At 30.3% G+C, this 19,362-nt stretch carries 15 protein-coding genes; 9 read left to right on the forward strand and 6 right to left on the reverse strand.

The window, feature by feature from the left end; all coding sequences use genetic code 11:
• Positions 1-27 precede the first annotated feature (27 nt).
• The 3 genes from VJY32_RS12710 to VJY32_RS12720 all read right to left on the reverse strand — a co-directional run bounded on the left by VJY32_RS12710 (position 28) and on the right by VJY32_RS12720 (position 6,410).
• Positions 28-2,310, reverse strand: coding sequence for a T9SS type A sorting domain-containing protein (locus VJY32_RS12710; protein WP_353678299.1), 2,283 nt, complete (start codon positions 2,308-2,310; stop codon positions 28-30).
• Positions 2,311-2,313: 3 nt separating this feature from the next.
• The gene (locus tag VJY32_RS12715; protein WP_353678300.1) at positions 2,314-2,649 is read right to left on the reverse strand and encodes a hypothetical protein; all 336 of its coding nucleotides are present in this window, start codon (positions 2,647-2,649) and stop codon (positions 2,314-2,316) included.
• Between the two features lie 74 nt (positions 2,650-2,723).
• Positions 2,724-6,410: an alpha-amylase family glycosyl hydrolase gene (locus tag VJY32_RS12720; protein ID WP_353678301.1), complete on the reverse strand. Its 3,687-nt coding sequence runs from the start codon at positions 6,408-6,410 to the stop codon at positions 2,724-2,726.
• Between the two features lie 473 nt (positions 6,411-6,883).
• Here VJY32_RS12720 and mutS point away from each other — a divergent pair, with 473 nt between their 5' ends.
• The 5 genes from mutS (at position 6,884) to efp (ending at position 12,867) form a co-directional block, all read left to right on the forward strand.
• Positions 6,884-9,499, forward strand: a complete 2,616-nt coding sequence (mutS, locus tag VJY32_RS12725) for a DNA mismatch repair protein MutS (RefSeq protein WP_353678302.1) — start codon at positions 6,884-6,886, stop codon at positions 9,497-9,499.
• Entirely contained in the window at positions 9,483-10,109 is a 627-nt protein-coding gene (locus VJY32_RS12730; RefSeq protein WP_353678303.1) for a DUF1684 domain-containing protein, read from the forward strand. Before mutS ends, VJY32_RS12730 begins: the two co-directional genes overlap by 17 nt.
• A gap of 14 nt (positions 10,110-10,123) precedes the next feature.
• The gene (aroF, locus tag VJY32_RS12735; RefSeq protein WP_353678304.1) at positions 10,124-11,137 is read left to right on the forward strand and encodes a 3-deoxy-7-phosphoheptulonate synthase; all 1,014 of its coding nucleotides are present in this window, start codon (positions 10,124-10,126) and stop codon (positions 11,135-11,137) included.
• A complete protein-coding gene (locus VJY32_RS12740) occupies positions 11,138-12,220 on the forward strand; it encodes a prephenate dehydrogenase/arogenate dehydrogenase family protein (RefSeq protein ID WP_353678305.1) in 1,083 nt (360 codons plus the stop codon).
• A gap of 83 nt (positions 12,221-12,303) precedes the next feature.
• Positions 12,304-12,867, forward strand: coding sequence for an elongation factor P (efp, locus tag VJY32_RS12745; RefSeq protein ID WP_353678306.1), 564 nt, complete (start codon positions 12,304-12,306; stop codon positions 12,865-12,867).
• A gap of 13 nt (positions 12,868-12,880) precedes the next feature.
• Here the strand turns inward: efp and ubiE are convergent, their stop codons facing one another.
• The 3 genes from ubiE to rsmA are packed head-to-tail and all read right to left on the reverse strand — an operon-like array spanning position 12,881 to position 15,347.
• Positions 12,881-13,570, reverse strand: coding sequence for a bifunctional demethylmenaquinone methyltransferase/2-methoxy-6-polyprenyl-1,4-benzoquinol methylase UbiE (ubiE, locus tag VJY32_RS12750; RefSeq protein WP_353678307.1), 690 nt, complete (start codon positions 13,568-13,570; stop codon positions 12,881-12,883).
• Positions 13,570-14,523: a phosphatase PAP2 family protein gene (locus VJY32_RS12755; RefSeq protein ID WP_353678308.1), complete on the reverse strand. Its 954-nt coding sequence runs from the start codon at positions 14,521-14,523 to the stop codon at positions 13,570-13,572. The genes ubiE and VJY32_RS12755 overlap by 1 nt, the downstream gene beginning before the upstream one ends.
• 32 nt (positions 14,524-14,555) lie before the next feature.
• Positions 14,556-15,347: a 16S rRNA (adenine(1518)-N(6)/adenine(1519)-N(6))-dimethyltransferase RsmA gene (rsmA, locus tag VJY32_RS12760; protein WP_353678309.1), complete on the reverse strand. Its 792-nt coding sequence runs from the start codon at positions 15,345-15,347 to the stop codon at positions 14,556-14,558.
• Positions 15,348-15,404: 57 nt separating this feature from the next.
• On the opposite strand from rsmA, the gene VJY32_RS12765 reads away from it, so the two are divergent.
• From VJY32_RS12765 to VJY32_RS12780, 4 genes are all read left to right on the forward strand, one after another.
• Positions 15,405-16,496, forward strand: coding sequence for a glycosyltransferase (locus tag VJY32_RS12765; RefSeq protein WP_353678310.1), 1,092 nt, complete (start codon positions 15,405-15,407; stop codon positions 16,494-16,496).
• A gap of 37 nt (positions 16,497-16,533) precedes the next feature.
• Entirely contained in the window at positions 16,534-17,361 is an 828-nt protein-coding gene (locus VJY32_RS12770) for a DUF1207 domain-containing protein (protein ID WP_353678311.1), read from the forward strand.
• 1 nt (position 17,362) lies between these two features.
• On the forward strand, positions 17,363-18,355 hold the full coding sequence (locus tag VJY32_RS12775; protein ID WP_353678312.1) for a site-2 protease family protein: 993 nt from the start codon (positions 17,363-17,365) through the stop codon (positions 18,353-18,355).
• A 182-nt stretch (positions 18,356-18,537) separates the two neighbouring features.
• A complete protein-coding gene (locus tag VJY32_RS12780) occupies positions 18,538-19,359 on the forward strand; it encodes a choice-of-anchor X domain-containing protein (RefSeq protein WP_353678313.1) in 822 nt (273 codons plus the stop codon).
• The last annotated feature ends 3 nt before the right edge of the window (positions 19,360-19,362 follow it).

Here is a 19,362-nt window from a genome sequence, read left to right on the forward strand (position 1 = left end):
ATTCGCTAATTCTAAAATAAGAAGTATTTATTTCATCAAAATCATTTTTTTAGTCTGAACAAAATTTCCTGCAATAATTTTATAGAAATAAACTCCACTTGAAATCAGGTTCCCAAAATTATCTCTACCATCCCATGCAATATTATATTTTCCAGCAGGTTTAATTTCATCAATTAATGTTCTGACTTCTCTTCCGAGTGCATCATAAATTTTTATCTGAACATTAGTCATCTCAGGTATTTGATAAGAAATAATTGTAGATGGATTAAATGGATTGGGATAATTTTGTTCGAGTGAATATGTGCGCGGCAAAAGTTCTATTACTTCTTTATTATCAGAAGTTATATAACTTACATATGCACGAATGAGATAGACTACAAATGAATCCTGTGGTGATGATTTATCTACATAAAATTTATACCAACCTTTAGTATCTCCATTAGTGGTATATGTTACACTATTTGAACTAAGCTGATATGTATGCATTACTCTATTTGGTCCATATTTATTATTGGGGTTACTAACCCCCAAATAATTTCCATCAATATAAAATGATACTATAAAATCAGAACCTGTACTTATGTTTTTATCACTTAAATCAACTGATACCCAGTTTGGCCATTCTGGAGGATAATTTCCCTCCACATAATATTTACCCATTACTGAAAATTCAGCTAATTTTTTCCCTAAATATTTACCTTGTGTTGTTGATTTATACCATATACCTCCATTCATAGCACTTAAAGTTCTCAAAGCAACTTTAATTGAATCAAGCTTTGTTCCGGCAATTCCACTAAATTCAACTGCCACCGAATCTCCTATTTCCCAGGGAAAAACACCTACCGGAGCTTTATTATCATAAGCTATTTCAATTGGTTTGTTTTCAAAAATTCCATCTGCAGAATAAGAAAAATTAAAGGGACCTGTTTTACTTTCACTCTGGTCAATAAAATAAATCATAAATGTAATTTCATTGTAAGTTGTTCCAAAATCAGGGTATGAATAATCTGTAGTTGTAGATATATCTTCTATTGCAGCAAAATTGTTGCTAATCTTTATTGCTTTTATTTTAATATTATTCCCGAGATTATTAAACATTATATTCAAATTTTTTCCATTATTAAAAGTTATATACTGAACACCATACTTATAAACACTTTTTGTTGCTGTAACATTTGGATTGGGATAAACAATTGACTTCATTTTAGGTAAATCAGGATAGCTGTAGCCCCATCTTGAATTCACATTCTTATTGTTAAGATAATTTGCAATGAACCAATCTTCAAGGATATCCGTAAATCTTCTGCTAGAACCCAATTTTTGTAAAGTATAATCGAGTCCGCTTGCTGCAGTGATACCATTTTCTAAATATTTCTTAAATATCTGCACACCAAATTGTTCTTTTAAATAAAGAGCAAATCTCGCAGCACGTGAATAATCATTTAAAACTGCAGTTGCATTATCTCTTCGCCAATCAAATAAGTAATGATTTGATTCATTAGCATAATAATTTTGAGAATATAAGGGATAACCATTAATTACTTCTGCAATGAGTGACCATGCTTCATCAAAAAAAGTTTCTTCTATTTTATTTCTGAAATAGTTCCAATGTATCATGTGCTGAAATTCGTGAGCAGTAGTGCTCATTGCGGTTTCCAATCCGTCTGCTGAATTTAAGTTATTCTGAGCTCCATCCAAGAAATAAATTTCTGCTTTATTACTATTCGTGTATTGAGAAGTTGTGTATTCATGATAAGCATAAAAATATCCTGCAACATATCCGCCGCTGCCCGAATAACCATCTTTAATATCAAGAATGAGTATAATGATTTTCGGGTCACCATCAATATCAGGCGGGTTACCAAATGTTTCAATATTTGTTTGATAAATTCCTTTTGAAGAATTAGCCGGTGTTTTTGATTCAAATGCATTTAATACTTTCTTAACAGAAACAGAATCAACTTTATCGGCATCCCATAATTTATCTTCTACAAATATGTAACAATAATTACCAACAGCTCGACATGTTGAAGGCACTTGATAGAAAGCATTGGTTGCAAAATCCGATGAATACCAGGACCTTTTATCTCCAACTTTAAAATTCCATGCAGTAGTCTTTCTGAGAACATTATCTTCCTGAACTGGTTGTGTTAAATCTATTCCATTAACCTGATTAAATCTTTCTAAATAAGGTCTGGGGTCTACTGGATAACTTTTTCTTTTATCCTCTACAATATTTAGTTCTGGAATTGTTTGAGAATAAAGGACAGAAGCAAAAATTATCAGCCACAGAATATATATTCTTTTCATTCTTTAATTTCCTTCTTTTTCTTTTTCAACTGGCATTGCTTTTTCAACTGTTATAACAGGAATATCCATTTCAATTTTACTATCCGAGAAATAAATTAAATAATAATTTCCTTGCTGTCTATATAAAAAATCTTCCATTTCTTTATTGCATTTTAAGATATACACTTTATCATCGTTTGTTTTTACTGCAAGTTTAGAAAATGGTTCATTACCAACTACGGTAATATATCCTTTAACAAATTTTTCTTCAGCACTAATTTTTTTACATCCGCAGCAGGAAGAAATAATTAAAGGCAATATGCCAAATGCTGTAATTAATAAAATATTTTTTAATTTCATTTTAATTTCCTTAATAACTTTATAAACAATAACTGCTTTAGCAAGATTCAATTTTATAAAAGCTCATATAAAAATTAATTATCAATCTTTTCTGCTAACTTATTCAAACTATCAATAAAATCTTCCAATCTATAACCTGATTCATCAGATAACTTTTTAACCATTTGATATTTCTTAAATGAATGATTAATTAACTCAACAATTTCAAGATGAAGTTTTTTATAATCTTCTTCATTTTCAGGATTACTTTCTAAAATGATTAATATCATTTTTTCAAGAATTGAAATTGTAAGCAGCCAGTCTAAGAGTTCTTCAAAATTTTCTTTACTGTAATAAACAATATTTTGATATTCATTTACTCCAATAAACAACTTAACATTTTCATCCGTAAGAAGCTTAATTATGCAACCAAGTTCAATTTTATTTGAATTATTTTTTTGTTCAACATCTTTAACAGTGCAGAATAATTCAATTAATCCTGTGTTAATTTCTTGAAGTATATTAATTAAAAGCATTGAACGGAAAATATCATACTCGCCGCGGCCAAGTTTTTTCAATATTTTTCTTATTGGTGTGTCAAGTAAAATTTTATTTATATAATTTCTTTTGTTGATGTCACCTTCATCTTCAAACATTTGACCGATATTAGATATCACAAGCCACATTATAAATAAAATTGAATCTTCTTTATAATTTCTTGCTTTATTTGTAACCACAGCTTTATGCAAATTTATATTGAGCAGATTTTCTTCCCGAGAAAAATATAAATCGAGAAGATGATTAAGTTTTCTTACAGTAGAAATTTCTCTGTCAAAATTTTTGAGAATTGGTTTAATATCCTGATTAAGATTTAGGTGTGAATTAATTGTGCTTAAAAGTCTGTAATATTTATTATCAATAAATTTAATTCTTACATCTTTTTGAATTTCTTCATTATCTCCAGCAATGCAGGCTTTAACAAAGTTATTCAAAATTTCATCATCGAACATATGTTCAAATGCAATGTGGATTGGTTCAAGTTGCATTTCGATTAAAGCTCTTGCAACATTTGGAACACCCTTGCCCTGTAATCTGCGGTCAAGTTTTTCCCAGTCACCATATTCATCATAAATTTCTCTGAAATCAATAAAAACTGCATATTTGAAAGCTCCAAGTTCTACATAAAGTCCGTCAACATTAAAATCCAGCCCAGAACGAAGATATTCAAGATTGGTAACATGGTCTCGATAAATATAGTAATATTCTTTTGAGCGTTTTAAGTTGAGTGCAGATGCTAAGGTTTTTGTATAGATTTCTTTTTTATCATTTACAGAAATTAATTTTGGAGTCGAACGAAATATTTTACCTGCAGTGCTTTCAAATTTATTATTGTAAATAACAATAACTCTTTCATCATTAACATAATTTGAAAATGCAAAAACATTTTCGTTAACATGTCCATAGTTATCAATAAAATCATAGAACCAGAAATTTTCAATTGAACTGAACAAATATCTTTTTTTCATTAGAGGGAAAATTTCTTTTTCATGTCTATCAATCAAATATTGATTTGGAGTTTCGTGATAATAAGCTTTTTGATATTCCATTCCATACTTTTCAATAAATCCTTCAATCTGTCCATGAGCAAACATTGGCAAGCCTGGCATTGTAACCATTAAAGTGCAGACACCAAAATATTTATCATCAGAACCAAATTGTTTAATAGCAGTTTCTTCATCAGGATTACTCATAAAATTTACATATCGTTTTAAGATTTCGGGTTCAAATTCAAGTGTGTTAGTAATCAAATCCCGATATTTTTCATTTTCCTCTCTCATTAGCATATTCATAAAAGCAGAGTTATAAACGCGGTGCATTCCAAGAGTTCTTACAAAATAACCTTCGAGAAGCCAGAAAGCTTCGGCAAGCAAAAGTGTATTTGGCATTTCGGTATTAATTCTATCTACCACTTCGCGCCAGAATTCTACAGGAAATAATTTATCGAATTCCTCTTTTGTCATAGCAAAATCAGCACGAGAGGGGATATCGCCACCAGTGCCAGGTTCAGGATACCAGAGTCTTGAGAAATGTCTTTTTGTTAAAGTCATTGCAGCATCAAAGCGAATGATTGAAAACTTTCTTGCTACTTCAAATATTTTTTGAATTACAGCTTCACGAACTTCCGGCAAAAGCATATTAAGTTGTGCAGTATCGTTCCAAGGCATATTTGTTCCATCATTGCCGTGATAAATATATCTTCTTTCACCTGTTCTATTATCAATTCTTTCGAACACAACTGCTGCATCAGTTCTTGTCCAGTATCCATCTTCAATTCTTATTGAAATTGATGGGTCATCAGATAAATCGGGTCCTGAAAAAGAATAATTTGGGAAAGGAGGAAAAGCAGTTTGAATAAAATATTCTGGATGTTCAACAATCCACTTAGAATAAATTCCTGTATGATTTGGGACCATATCACTTGCTAAACGAATTCCAAATTTCTTTGCTCTTGCATTTAAATTTTGAAATGCCTCTTCTCCACCTAAATCAGCAGCAATTTGATAATCATAAAGTGAATAAGCCGAAGCAGCCGCTTCGATATTGCCCATCAAATGTTTTATTTTTTTTGAAGCACTGCTCCGCTCCCAGATTCCAATAAGCCATAAAGCATTAAATCCCCATCGTGAGAGTTGCCATAGTTCTTCATCTGGAATTTGGTCTAAAGTTTTTATGTGACGATGATATTTTTTTGACAGCTGGTCTAACCATACATAAGTATTTTTTGCAATTAAAATTACATTAGGCATCCAGTCAGTATCTGCAGTAAACTGTTCAGGTTCTTCATAAGCTTTTGAAATATCATAAGCATATTTGTAGCCTGATTTTCCAAGTCTCAATAAATCTGCATCGCTTATTTTACCTTTATATTGAGGAGGAACTGCTGGCGGCGGACCACCACCTGCAATTGGTCCATATTCTTCTTTAATGAAATCTTTGCTACTTAAAATTTTCTTTATAAATTTTTCATCAAGTAAAATACCCCATTTCTCTCGAATAAAATCGAGCTGTGCTTCAACATCATCTGGAGCTATTAGAATTGGAGTCTTGAAGAATGTAAATAAATCCTGATTATCTAGACCAAACTTTTTTTCCTGCTTAAAAAATTCTTCCAGTGTTTCAATTACTTTTTTATATAAATTTTTATTTGAAAAATAATTTTCATCAAAGAGTTCGATTATATTTTTGTTAACAGGATTAAAGTTAGCAAAGTAAAGAAGTGATAATTCTTCGAGTGTAATTTCCTGATTGGATTTGTTTTCTGTAAATGAATTCAAATAATCATAAGCACCAATTTTACCTCTATATACTTCAAGTGGTGGAAACAAATCAACAAATTCAAATAAAATTTTCCTAAGATTTTCTTCACCAAGTTCTTTTTGAAGATGATTTAATGCCTTTTGATAAACACCTGGATTAACCTGAAATTCATACTGTCTGAATAAATAATGATAAATCTCATCAATCAATGCCGATGCATTTAATTTGCCCGCCTGAACATAATCTTCTAATTTTCTTTTAGAATTTATTTTGTGAACAAAAACTCTAACAGAGTGAAAATCAGCAAATATTACATTTCCATTAATTGAAAAAATCTCATCTGAAAAATCGTATTTCTTTCTAATTTCTCTTGCAATGTGAAATTCATACTTTGGAAATTTTCTATTCAAGAAAAAATCATCAGAATAATATTTGCAGCTTATTTTTGTGCAATATTTTTTCATTTTGACAAAATTAATTTCAAATCCAGTTACAATATAATTAATTAAGTTTTCTGATTAAACCATAATTATGATTAATGGCTTAAATAAATTCTTCCATCTATTATCGAAAATTTATGAAAGTATTTTAATAAGGCTTAAAAGCAGAATATCAAGCAACAAAATTCTGATAATGACTGACTTTTTAGTTCAGTTCACAAAAATTTAGTTGATGGTTAAAAGCTCTGTCAAATAAAAATAGAAAAATTGAGTCTCAGTTTTCAAATAATTTTCGTTTCAAAATCAGAGCTAACAAAAAATTTTTCAATTTTAAAACCTGTGAGAATCTATCAAAATCTGTGTTTTCAGTGTTTCAAAAAGAAATTTTAAAATTCTGTATAAATTTTTCATCCATTCAATTTGAGTAATCTATTAAGTTTAATTGTGATTAGTTCAACATTATAGTATATTTTTCAGCCAAAAATTAGATTTTTTATATGTCAATTACACCGTTGATGGCTCAATATGCAAGGATAAAAGAACAATACCCGGATACTATTTTATTGTTCAGGGTTGGAGATTTTTTTGAAACTTTTGAAGAAGATGCAAAAATAGCTTCAAAAGTTCTTGGGATTACATTAACAAAGCGTTCTAACGGTGTAGCAGAAGACGTGCCACTTGCAGGTTTTCCACATCATGCAATAGATACTTACTTACCTAAACTTGTTCGTGCCGGTTATCGTGTTGCAGTATGTGAACAAATGGAAGACCCAAAATTTGCTAAGGGAATTGTTAAACGAGAAGTAATTGAAGTTGTAACTCCCGGTGTTGCTTTCTCTGAAAAGCTTCTTGACCACAAAAAAAATAATTATCTTCTTTCAATCTATATTCAAAATGATATTGCTGGACTTGCATTCTGTGACATTTCAACAGGTGAATTTCAAACTTATGAAGTAAAAAAATCTGAGTTAAACAGTCAATTTGGTTTAATAAATCCATCTGAAATTTTAATTCCAAAAAAATTAAAAAATGAACTTGAACCATTGATTCAAAAGTATGCTACAAATGCACGAATCACAAAAATTGATGACTGGATTTTTGATTATGAATACTGCTCGGAACTTTTGATGAATCATTTTAATGTGAAAACTTTGAAAGGATTTGGAATTGAAAATTTAAATGCAGCCATTTGTGCATCAGGTGCAGCATTAAACTATTTACGCGAAACTCAAAGAGCTAATCTTCCGCATATAAGTAAAATCAGCCATTACAATCCATCTGATTACATGATTCTTGATTATTCTACAAAAAGAAATCTTGAAATACTATACACAATGCAAGAAGGAGAACGAGAAGGTTCTTTAATTTCAATTCTTGATAGAACTCAAACTGCAATGGGAGGACGATTACTTAAAAAATGGATTACTGCACCACTCAAAAAGCTTGAGCCAATTCTTAAACGTCAGGAATGTGTTGAAGAATTTTTTAATAATAAATCATTAAGAAAAAATTTACAGGCAGAACTGAAAGAAATTGGTGATTTAGAAAGATTAATTTCGAAAGTATGCACTGGAAGAATTAATCCTCGTGAGTTAATAAATCTCAAAACATCTCTAAAAAAAATACCACTAATAAAACAACTTCTTGACCAGACAAAAGCAGAAACATTAAGAACAATTAATGAGAGGCTTAACAGTTTAGATTGGCTGATAGAAAAAATTGAAAAGGCAATAGTTGATGACCCGCCTCTTACAATTTCAGATGGTGGTGTAATCAGAAATGGATATAATCCTGAACTTGATGAATTAAGGCAATTATCAACAAATGCAAAAGAATGGATTTCAAACCTTCAGAAAACTGAAAGAGAAAGAACTAAAATTCCTTCTCTAAAAGTAAGTTACAACAAAGTCTTTGGTTACTATATTGAAATCAGTCATGCCAATAAAGATAAAGTTCCTGAAAATTACATACGAAAACAAACACTCGTAAATTGCGAGCGATACATTACTCCAGAATTAAAAGAATATGAAGAAAAAATTTTAAATGCTCAGGAAAACATATCAAAACTCGAATATGAATTATTTGAGCAAGTAAGATCTGCTGCAGCATCAGCAGTGCAGGAAATTCAGGAAAATGCAAGGCTGATTGCTATGCTTGATTGTTTTCAATCACTTGCTGATTGTGCAGAAGATTATAATTATGTAAAACCTGTTATTGATGAATCCGATGTAATTGAAATTATAGATGGACGCCATCCTGTTGTAGAAAGAATATTGCCGCCTGGAGAAAAATTCACACCGAACAGCTGTAAACTTTCTTCTTCCGAAAATCAAATTATTATTTTAACCGGACCAAATATGGCAGGCAAATCAGTATATCTGCGGCAAGTTGGATTAATTGTGCTTTTAGCACAAATTGGTTCATTCGTTCCTGCTAAAGAAGCCCGCATAGGTCTGGTTGATAGAATTTTTACTCGCGTTGGTGCAAGCGACAATATTGCTTCTGGCGAAAGTACATTTTTAGTTGAAATGCAAGAAGCAGCAAATATATTAAATAATGCTACAAGCAAAAGTTTGATTTTACTTGACGAAATTGGAAGAGGAACAAGTACTTTTGATGGAATCTCAATTGCATGGGCAATAACTGAATATCTGCATGATTATCCTAACTTGAATGCAAAAACACTCTTTGCAACTCACTATCATGAATTAAATGAGATGGCTCAATTGTTCCCAAGAATAAAAAATTACAAAGTAGAAGTTCGTGAATATGGGGATAAAGTAATTTTTCTTCACAAAGTTACACCAGGAAGTGCAGACCACAGTTACGGAATTCAGGTAGCACAAATGGCAGGATTGCCAGAATTTGTAACTAAGAGAGCAAAACAAATTCTTGAAAATCTTGAAAGCAAAGAACTAACTCCTTACGAAGTCAAAAAAGCCAAACTTGCTAAAATGAAATATCAGGATAGTTATCAAATAAGTTTATTTGAAATGAAAGATGATGAACTTCGAAAAGAAATTTCTGATATCCCAATTGAAAATTTAACTCCACTTGAAGCTCTTAATAAATTAAATGAACTAAAAAAGAAAGTAGATGAGAAAAAAGATTAATATGAAATATTCATTAATAGCAATTTTATTTTTTCTGCTTTTTTCTTGCGGACAAAAATATACTGAAGAAGAAATTAATTATATCAAATCAATTGAAGAACAAAGAAAAATTAAAAATGAGTATATGAAAAATGACCCTGCTTCCCCATTTAATTACAAAGGCAAAGTAGAATTTCATGAATTAAAATATTTTGATGTTGACCCAAAATTTGTTTTCAAAAGTAAATTATATGAGTATAATCCAAAAGATACCATAACAATTTATGGAACGAAGGGAGAAGCAAGAAAAGCAGTAAGATTTGGATATGTTCTAATTAATTATGAAAACAAAGAATACAAAGTTAATGTATATGAAGGAACAACAAAGTCTGGAGAAAAATATTATTCAATCTGGTTTACAGACAAAACTACAAATAAAGAAACTTATGGTGTTGGAAGATACCTCGATTTTGAAAAACATAATAATCCAGATTATATTTATATCATAGATTTTAACTTAGCATATAATCCATATTGTGCATACAGTCCAAATTACTCGTGTGCAATTCCGACAAAGGAAGATTTTATACCAATAGAAATAAAAGCAGGAGAAAAAAAATTTCATAATTAGAAAGGAGTAAAAAAGTGGTAGTAATACTTGAAAGACATGCAACACCAGAACAAATTGAAAATGTAATTAAACATCTCGAAGGATTTGGATTTCAGGTTCATAAATCTGTTGGAGCCGAAAGAACAATACTCGGTGCAATTGGAGTAAAACCTGACTTCGATATTAGAAAAGTAAGCATACTCGAAGGAGTTGAAGAAGTTTATCGTGTTACAACTCCATATAAATTAGCAAGTAGAAATTTCAAAGAAGACAATACAATTATAAAAATAAAAGATGTAGAAATTGGCGGTAATAAAGTTGTAATGATGGCTGGTCCCTGTTCAGTTGAAAATGAGGACCAGATTTTTAGACTTGCCGAAGTAGTTGCAAAATCAGGTGCAAAAATTTTAAGAGGTGGTGCATTTAAGCCAAGAACTTCTCCATATTCATTTCAGGGATTGGGAGAAGAAGGTTTGAAAATGATGCGCGCAGCAGCTGATAAATACAATTTACTTGTAATTACTGAAGTAATGCAAATAAGTCACATTGAATTAATTGAGCCTTACACAGATATATTCCAGGTTGGTGCACGCAATATGCAAAACTTCCCGTTACTAAAAGAACTTGGCAATGTTAAAAAACCAGTTATGTTAAAAAGAGGAATTGCTGCTACAATTGAAGAATGGTTAATGTCAGCTGAATATATTTTAAGCGGTGGGAATAATAATGTTATGCTCTGTGAAAGAGGAATAAGAACATTTGAAAATGCAACAAGAAACACTTTTGATTTATCTGCAATCCCGGTGGTTCACAAAAAAAGTCATCTGCCTGTAATTGCCGACCCATCACATGCAACCGGGATGAGAGATCAGGTTCCACCAATGGCGCGTGCAGCTGTTGCAGCTGGAGCTGATGGTTTGATGATTGAAATTCACGATGACCCTGAAAATGCTCTTTCTGATGGTCCACAAGCTCTATATCCAGATACTTTTCAAAAATTAATGAAAGAACTTCGTTTAATTGCTCAAGCTATTGGAAGGGATTTCTAATTGGAAATCAAAAAAATTTCTATAATTGGTTTAGGATTAATCGGCGGTTCGCTGGCAAAAGCATTGAGGAGAAACAATTTGAATTTTTTTATCTCTGCCTTCGACCGCCCTCAAATTTTAGAACAGGCTTTAAATGACAAAGTTATTGACCAGAAGCTCAATAATATCGAAGAAGCTCTTAATTCTGATTTAATTTTTTTATGTCTTCCGGTAGATTTATCAATTTCAGCATTCAAAGAATTAATTCCAAAACTAAAAGAAAATCAAATTATAACCGATGTATGTGGAGTAAAAGAAATATTTCACCAAATCTGGAATGAAAATAATTCAAAAGGTTTTTACATCGGCGGTCACCCAATGACCGGTAAAGAAAAAAGTGGATATGAAAATTCTGAATCGACACTTTTTGAAAATTGTGTTTATATCTTAAGTGATACAGCAAAAGAATTTGCTTTCATTCAATTATTCACAAATATTATTCATCAAATTGGTGCAAGAATAACTTTTCTAAATCCTAAAGTTCATGATATTATTGTTGCTGCAGTAAGTCACCTCCCCCAGATAGTTGCTGTTTCTTTAATTAATTCTGCTGCATTAAAAGACAGTGATATTAACTTTTTTGATTATGCTGCCGGCGGATTTAGAGATATGACAAGAATTGCATCGAGTGACTTTTCTATATGGGAATCAATTATCAAACTGAACAACAAAAATATTCTTCAGGCAATTGATAATTTTATTTTTAATCTCGAAGAAATTAAGAAATCAATCATAAAAAATGACTTAAAGAAAATTGCACAAAAATTTGAAAGTGCAAGAAGCAAAAGAGATGAAATTCCCAAGAACACAAAAGGATTTTTATCCCCGCTTCATGACATTTTTGTTTTTGTTAAAGATGAACCCGGTGTTCTAAGCAAAATTACAACGGCATTATTCCATGCAGGTATAAATATCAAAGATATTGAACTGCTGAAAATAAGAGAAGGAACAGGCGGAACTTTTAGAATCTCGTTTGAATCAAAAGATGCAGCTGACAGAGCAAAAAATATAATCGAAGAATTAGGTTTTACAACAAGAATTTAGATATTTCATTTTACACAAATGAAAATAAATTTCTAATTAACTATTTTTACGCCGCAAATTTTTAAGCAATAGGAGAAATTTCTATGGCAACAACTTCGGACTTCAGACCAGGAATGGTTATTAGATGGAATAATGAATTGTGGACAATCGTTGAATTTCAGCATGTTAATCCAGGCAACTGGCGTGCTTTTGTTAGAACAAAATTAAAAAATATGAAAACCGGAAGAGTTCTCGAAAATAGATTCCGTGCAGGTGAATCTGTTGATGAAGTTAGAGTTGAACGAAGACAATTTCAATATCTCTACAGAGACGGTGCTGATTATGTTGTTATGGATAATGAAACATTCGAACAAATTAATATTGCTCCAGAATTAATTGGTGAAGGACAAAAATTCTTAAAAGAAAATACAGTGATTGATATTCTTTTTGATGACACACAAATTGTTGCAATTGAATTACCAATTTTTGTAACACTTGAAGTTACACAAACAGAACCCGGCGTAAAAGGCGATACAGTTTCTAATGTTATGAAACCTGCTACACTTGAAACCGGTGCCGTAGTGAATGTTCCTCTTTTTATAAATCAAGGTGATAAAATTAAAATTGATACTCGAACCGGTGAATATGTTGAAAGAGTGAAAGAATAATTGAAGAGAAGCTTTATTTTGTAGCAATAACAACCTGGACCAATCCAAAAGTCAAAAAGTGTTGTTCAACTTTAACAAAACCATTTTGGGTGAGTAATTCTTTTAAGTCAATTTTTTTTTCAAACTCACCCACAGATTCCGGTAAATATTTATATGCTTCTTTATCTCCAGAAATTAATTTGCCAATTGATGGCAAAATTTTATCAAAATAAAAAAGATAAATTTTTCTTATGAATTTGTTTGAGGGCAGACTAAATTCCAGGATTGTGACTTTGCCATGATTTTTTAATACACGATAAAATGATTGAAAACTTTTTTTGATATCGTAAAAATTCCTAACGCCAAAAGCTACTGTAATATTTGTAAAAGAATCATTTTTAAAGGGTAAATTTTCTGCTGTGCTTTGAACCAATCTTCCATTACTCCATTCTGCTTTTTTATTAAAAAATGAAAGCATATTCATCGAAAAATCTGCGCCAAAAATATTATTCACATTAAATTTTTTGGCAGTAATTGCAAAATCACCGGTTCCACATGCTACATCCAGAAGAATTGAATTAGAATCTAATTTACTCAACTTAATTGCTTTTTTACGCCAGTAATAATCTACTCCAAAACTTAAAAAATGATTTAAGAAGTCATATCTGTGAGAAATTGAATCGAAAATTCTTTTTACTTTGCTCTTTTTTGCAATTGAATCCATTAGTTTTTTTCAATAATTCTAAAAAATAATTTTTCAGCCTTTTTATTCCACCAGTTGTAAATATATTTACCGCTCCACAATGTAAAAAGCATAAACATAAATCCACCGATTAAATCTACAACATAGTGATATCTTAAATAAACAGTTGCAAAAATCAAAAGTATTCCATCTAAAATAAAAAAATGTCTCATTCTACTTTTGTATTTTACAGAAAGAATCATAACAAGCAAAGTCATTTGAGTATGTCCGCTCGGGAAAGCATCGCGTTGAACAACTGCAGCAGGATTTAATGTACCTGACGGGATTGATTCTCCTGAGTTTACAACTTCCCTTAAAAAATTTGTTAAACATAGTCCAGGCAGTTCAATATCATTTAATTCAAAATTATGAAGTGTAAATCTTGGACCTATAGCGGGAACAAGAATGTATCCAATGTAAGAAAGAATAAAACCATAAACTATAATAAAAGCTGAATAATCAAGTTCTTTAAGTTTTCCATTGAATATTAAATCCAATCCAAGAATAATTGGTAAAAAGAAAAAAGTACCATACACTATTTGAAGAAGTTCAGTAAGATAAGGATTAGCAATTTTATAAAGTTCATGAGTTGGGTCAGTCTTAAAAATCATTCTGTCAATTTTAATTAGAACATCATCATAAATTACACCTCGAATTGGGTCAACCATATAATAAAGCTCTTTGAAAAAAATTAGAATCAGCGGAACAAGATACCAATAATGGAGATGTTTCCAGATTATATTGTTATTATTTACATCTTTATAAGCAACAAAAAAAACATAAGTTATAATTAATAAATTTACTATCAGGTTATTTTGCCAATAAACAATTTTATTTGAATAAATAATATTAAGAATAGATAAAAACAAACTGAAAGTTATAACGATAAAATCGGTAGGATTAATATTCAGAATAAGATTTTTATTTTCTTTCATGAACAAAATGAAGAATAATTATCAAAAAAAATTTATAGTTGACTTTTAATGAATTCATAAAGTTGAACAAAATCTTTGATTGATAAATCTTCTGCACGTTTGGTGAGAAGATTGGTCAATGATTCATTATTTGTAAAATTTATGGTTCGAAATATACTATTGCTGAATGAATTTTTTAAAACTTTTCTTCTGTTCCCAAATGCAGCTTTAACTACTTTTATAAATAAATCATCATCAATTTCTTTCTGTTCTTCGTCATTAAATATTATTTGAATTATTGCTGAATAAACTTTTGGTTTTGGATAAAATACATTTGGCGAAATTTTGAAACATAATTTTGTTTGGGCAAAATAATTTAAAAGAACGCTCAAGATTCCATAATCCTTTGTTCCCTCTTTTGCTGTTATTCTCTTTGCCACTTCATACTGAACCATAAGCAAAGCATCTTTAACAAATTTTCTTTCATAAATTAACTTAAATAAAATTGGAGAAGTAATATTATAAGGAATGTTCCCAATTATTCTTAATTTTTTATTTTTATTAACAAATTCAGAAAGGTTTACTTCTAAAAAATCTTTATTAACTATTTCAAGGGAAGGAAATTTTTCTTTAAGCTGCCTAACTGCTCTTTTATCAATTTCTACAGCAATAAATCTTTTCACTTTATTGACCAGTTCCGCTGTTAATGCTCCTGTTCCAGGACCAATTTCCAGAACAACATCTTCCTTTTCGGGCTTAAATTCTTCAATAATTTTTTTGACAATATTTTTATCCACAAGATAATTCTGGCCAAATCTTTTTAATGGATATATTTTATCTCCCATAAAGATTCATGTTAAATAATTATTTATATTTGATTACTAATGTAAATAAAATTTACCATGTTCGAGATAATATTTTTAGTTGCGTTATCAATTTATTTTATTCAATTAGTAATCTTTACAATTGGAGCAGGTAAAAGATTTCCGAAAATTCGGGATGAGAAATTACCCTATATTTCAATCATTGTAGCAGCACGTAATGAGGAAAATAATATTCTTGACTGTATGAACTCGCTTAATAAATTAATTTACCCGAATGATAAAATAGAAATAATAATTGTAAACGACCATTCAACAGACAGGACAGGTGAAATAATAGAATCTTTTATAAAAGACAAACCAAAATTCAAAACAATTATTCCAGTTAAACAAATTGGTTCGCTCAAAGGAAAAACAAATGCTCTTGCAAATGCTATAAAAATAGCAAAAGGAGAAATTATACTTACTACTGATGCAGATTGTGTTGTATCTCCAACCTGGGCTAAAACACTCGTTTCTTATTATCAAAATGATGTTGGATTTGTAGGAGGATTTACTACTCAACAGGACTATAACGCATTTGCAGGAATGCAGGCTATTGACTTTATCTTTTTACTTACAGTAAATGCTGGTGCACTAAATTTAGGAAAACCGCTTGGATGTATTGGAAACAACATGTCATATAGAAAATCTGCCTATGAAGAAGTTGGAGGTTATGAAAATATTCCTTTTTCAGTAACAGAAGATTTTAATTTGTTAATGGCAATTCATAAACTAAAGAAATATAAAATTCTTTATCCTTTAGATGCTGGTGCACTCGTAGTTTCAAAACCCTGCCCTGACTGGGAAACATTATACTGGCAAAAGAAAAGATGGGGCGTCGGGGGAACAGAAAGCGACATTATTGGTTATTTAATTATGCTCTGGGGATATATCACTCATGCTGCAATGATTCTAACTCCGTTTCTGTTCTCTTTAACTTCACTTTATTTGTGCTTCTTTAAAATTTTCATCGATTATTTTTTTGTTTATCCAGTTTACAAAAGACTTAATCTCAAATTAAAATTCAATCACTTTATTGCATTTGAAATTTACTTTATAATTTATGTTCTTCTGCTTCCTTTTATTGTTCTGCCAAGCAAAAAAGTTAAATGGAAAGGAAGAGAATTTTAATTGAAAACTACTTATTCACAAATCTTAGATAAATTCTATGAAAATAAAATTAACTGCACTTCTGCTTTTAATTCTTCACTTTCAAATTTTCTCTCAAAAGAAAATTGAAATATTTCCTGACAATTTAACAGTCCAACCATTTACTGCTAATATTCTTGAACCAAAACTTGGCTTTCTTTTTCACTTATCAAAAAATGAATTGCGATTGGATATTGGAAATTCTATTGATGTATTAAGAATTCAACATGATGATGAGACCATTTCAATAGGTGCTGATTTTTTCACATATACACTACTTCGGAGTGAGAAGAATTTTCATTTTCCTGTTGATGCAGTTGACTACCTGTTCGGAATTAATTCCTGTTATACAAAAAAAATTAACAATAATAAATTTGGTGTACGATTTCGATTGAGTCATATTAGTGCTCATTTTGTTGATGGGCATTTTGATGGGACAAACAATAAATGGCGTGATAATCTGAACCCTCGTGTTTACAGCCGAGAATTTATTGAAATTATGCCCTTTTATTCTGTCCACAATCTTCGATTCTACGGAGGCTTTACATATATTTTTCATGTTGACCCAAAATTCATAAAAAAAGATAATTATCAAATTGGATTTGATTATTTTGGAAATGAATTTTTTAATAACCATATCAGACCTTTCTTTGCGTATGATTTAAAAGTAGTTCACATTATTGATTATTCAATTAATCATTCTATTGCTGCAGGATTAAAATTCGGAAAAAATAATGGTAAAGGTTTAAGCACATACATTAATTATTATTATGGAAAAAGTATTCATGGAGAATATTTTGATATAAATAAAAATTATTTTGCATTCGGAATAAATTTGGATTTATAAAATGGAAGAAGATTTTACAGAAGTACGGGATTATTATCAACCTCAAGAAAAAAAGAATTCTTATTTAATTCATATTATTCTTTTAGTAATAACTTTTATTACTACAATTATTGCTGGTCTGGAATGGACAACAGGTAAAATTGGTCCTTATGAATTTAACGACCTAAAACTTGGTTTACCTTATGCAATTTCTATTATATTTATTTTAGCATGTCATGAATTTGGCCATTACTTTGCTGCTAAGTATCATAAAGTAAAAGCAACTCTTCCTTACTTTATTCCTTTTCCACCAATTCCTGGATTCTTTAATTTTGGAACAATGGGTGCAGTAATCAGAACAAAATCTATTACTCCAAACAATAAAGCTATGTTTGATATAGGAGTGGCTGGGCCTATTTCCGGTTTCATTGCATGTTTAATTGTTCTGATTTATGGATTTACTCATCTTCCTCCTGTTGATTATATCTTAACGATTCACCCTGATTATTTTTCTCCTGATTATGGAAAAAATGCTGTCAATCTTGAATTTGGTAGCACATTAATTTTTGAATTACTTAAAAATTTATTCTCCAATCCAAATGATTTCATCCCACCAATGTCTGAAGTCTATCATTACCCATATTTATGTGTCGGATGGTTTGGACTGTTTGTTACTGCTATGAATCTTATTCCTGTAGGACAATTAGATGGTGGTCATATTATTTATTCTATGTTTGGAGAAAAAGTTCATGAAGCAGTTGCAAGCATTTCAATGATAATATTAATGTTACTTGGTGCAGGAGGAATATTAAGTAGCTTTCTTGGATTTCATTTCGAGTTGGGTTGGAGTGGCTGGCTATTCTGGGCTTTGATTCTATATTTTTTTATTAAAGTCAAACATCCGCCTGTTCCACATTTTGAAAAATTAGATAGAAAAAGAATGATACTTGGATATATTGCTATTGCAATTTTTATTTTATCATTTTCGCCGACACCATTTATTATTTCATTATAATCACCTTGACATTAACACTAAGCTTTGTCTAAATTTGTTTTAAGAATAAAGGAAAAATTATAGAAAAGACTGCTACAATTAAATTGATGAATAAAATAAACTTTAAAGGCAAGTTTTCTATGATTTTTCCTTTATCATTTCTTTCCAGAAAATCAAACCCAAAAATCAAAAGAGATTTTTTTGTGAAACTTTTCATACATCTTTTTACTATATCATTAATTTTTATCCTTGGATGTGAAAAGATTTCTGAAAGTGTAATTGAGCAAGAATTAATTAACACAACTGCTGAAATTATTCAAGCACCCGATAATTTCAATTACTCAAGTTCAGATTCCACATTTGTTACTTCAATTAAATTAAGCAACAAAGAATTTATTGAGAATGTATGGCTGAGAATAAAATTTTATGATGGCTCTTCAACAATTCATCAGCAAATATTTATGTCAGATGAAGGCGACCTTTATTTAACTGGGGATGAATTCAAGGGAGATAATATTTATTCTGCATTAGTTCCAATGAGTAAAAAATTTCCCGGCGGCAAATATGCTATTGAATATTTTGCTCAGTACAAAAATTTGTATTCACAAGAAAGTTCATTAAAATTAGCTGTCCATTATTTTAATTACACTAACTCACAAATTAATTTACCCCCTTCAATTACTGAAGTGATTGTTCCTTCAACAGCTTCATATGATCAAAAAATTACTTTGATGGTAAAGGTTAACGACCCTAATGGACTTAAAGATATTTCTTCTGTTTATTACGAATTATATAAACCTGATGGAAGCAAAACAGTAAACAGTCAGGGAATATCACAATTCCCATTGTTTGATGACGGGAACACATCATCTAATGGAGATGCTGTAGCAAATGATGGGACCTATTCAGTATTTCTTACTTTTCCCTCAGGTCAACCTTCGGGACAATGGAGATTTGAATTTTACGTAAAGGATAAAGGTGGATTAATAAGCGAAAAATTTATTCATTACTTAACATTAAAATAAAAT

Origin of the sequence: Rosettibacter primus, assembly GCF_036860675.1 — a bacterium.
Lineage (GTDB): Bacteria > Bacteroidota > Ignavibacteria > Ignavibacteriales > Melioribacteraceae > Rosettibacter > Rosettibacter primus.

Coding starts and splice junctions, on each gene's coding strand:
- VJY32_RS12710 (WP_353678299.1), bottom strand. CDS start 2,310: ATGAAAAGAATATATATTCTGTGGCTGATAATTTTTGCTTCTGTCCTT.
- VJY32_RS12715 (WP_353678300.1), bottom strand. CDS start 2,649: ATGAAATTAAAAAATATTTTATTAATTACAGCATTTGGCATATTGCCT.
- VJY32_RS12720 (WP_353678301.1), bottom strand. CDS start 6,410: ATGAAAAAATATTGCACAAAAATAAGCTGCAAATATTATTCTGATGAT.
- mutS (WP_353678302.1), top strand. CDS start 6,884: ATGTCAATTACACCGTTGATGGCTCAATATGCAAGGATAAAAGAACAA.
- VJY32_RS12730 (WP_353678303.1), top strand. CDS start 9,483: ATGAGAAAAAAGATTAATATGAAATATTCATTAATAGCAATTTTATTT.
- efp (WP_353678306.1), top strand. CDS start 12,304: ATGGCAACAACTTCGGACTTCAGACCAGGAATGGTTATTAGATGGAAT.
- ubiE (WP_353678307.1), bottom strand. CDS start 13,570: ATGGATTCAATTGCAAAAAAGAGCAAAGTAAAAAGAATTTTCGATTCA.
- VJY32_RS12755 (WP_353678308.1), bottom strand. CDS start 14,523: ATGAAAGAAAATAAAAATCTTATTCTGAATATTAATCCTACCGATTTT.
- rsmA (WP_353678309.1), bottom strand. CDS start 15,347: ATGGGAGATAAAATATATCCATTAAAAAGATTTGGCCAGAATTATCTT.
- VJY32_RS12765 (WP_353678310.1), top strand. CDS start 15,405: ATGTTCGAGATAATATTTTTAGTTGCGTTATCAATTTATTTTATTCAA.
- VJY32_RS12770 (WP_353678311.1), top strand. CDS start 16,534: ATGAAAATAAAATTAACTGCACTTCTGCTTTTAATTCTTCACTTTCAA.
- VJY32_RS12775 (WP_353678312.1), top strand. CDS start 17,363: ATGGAAGAAGATTTTACAGAAGTACGGGATTATTATCAACCTCAAGAA.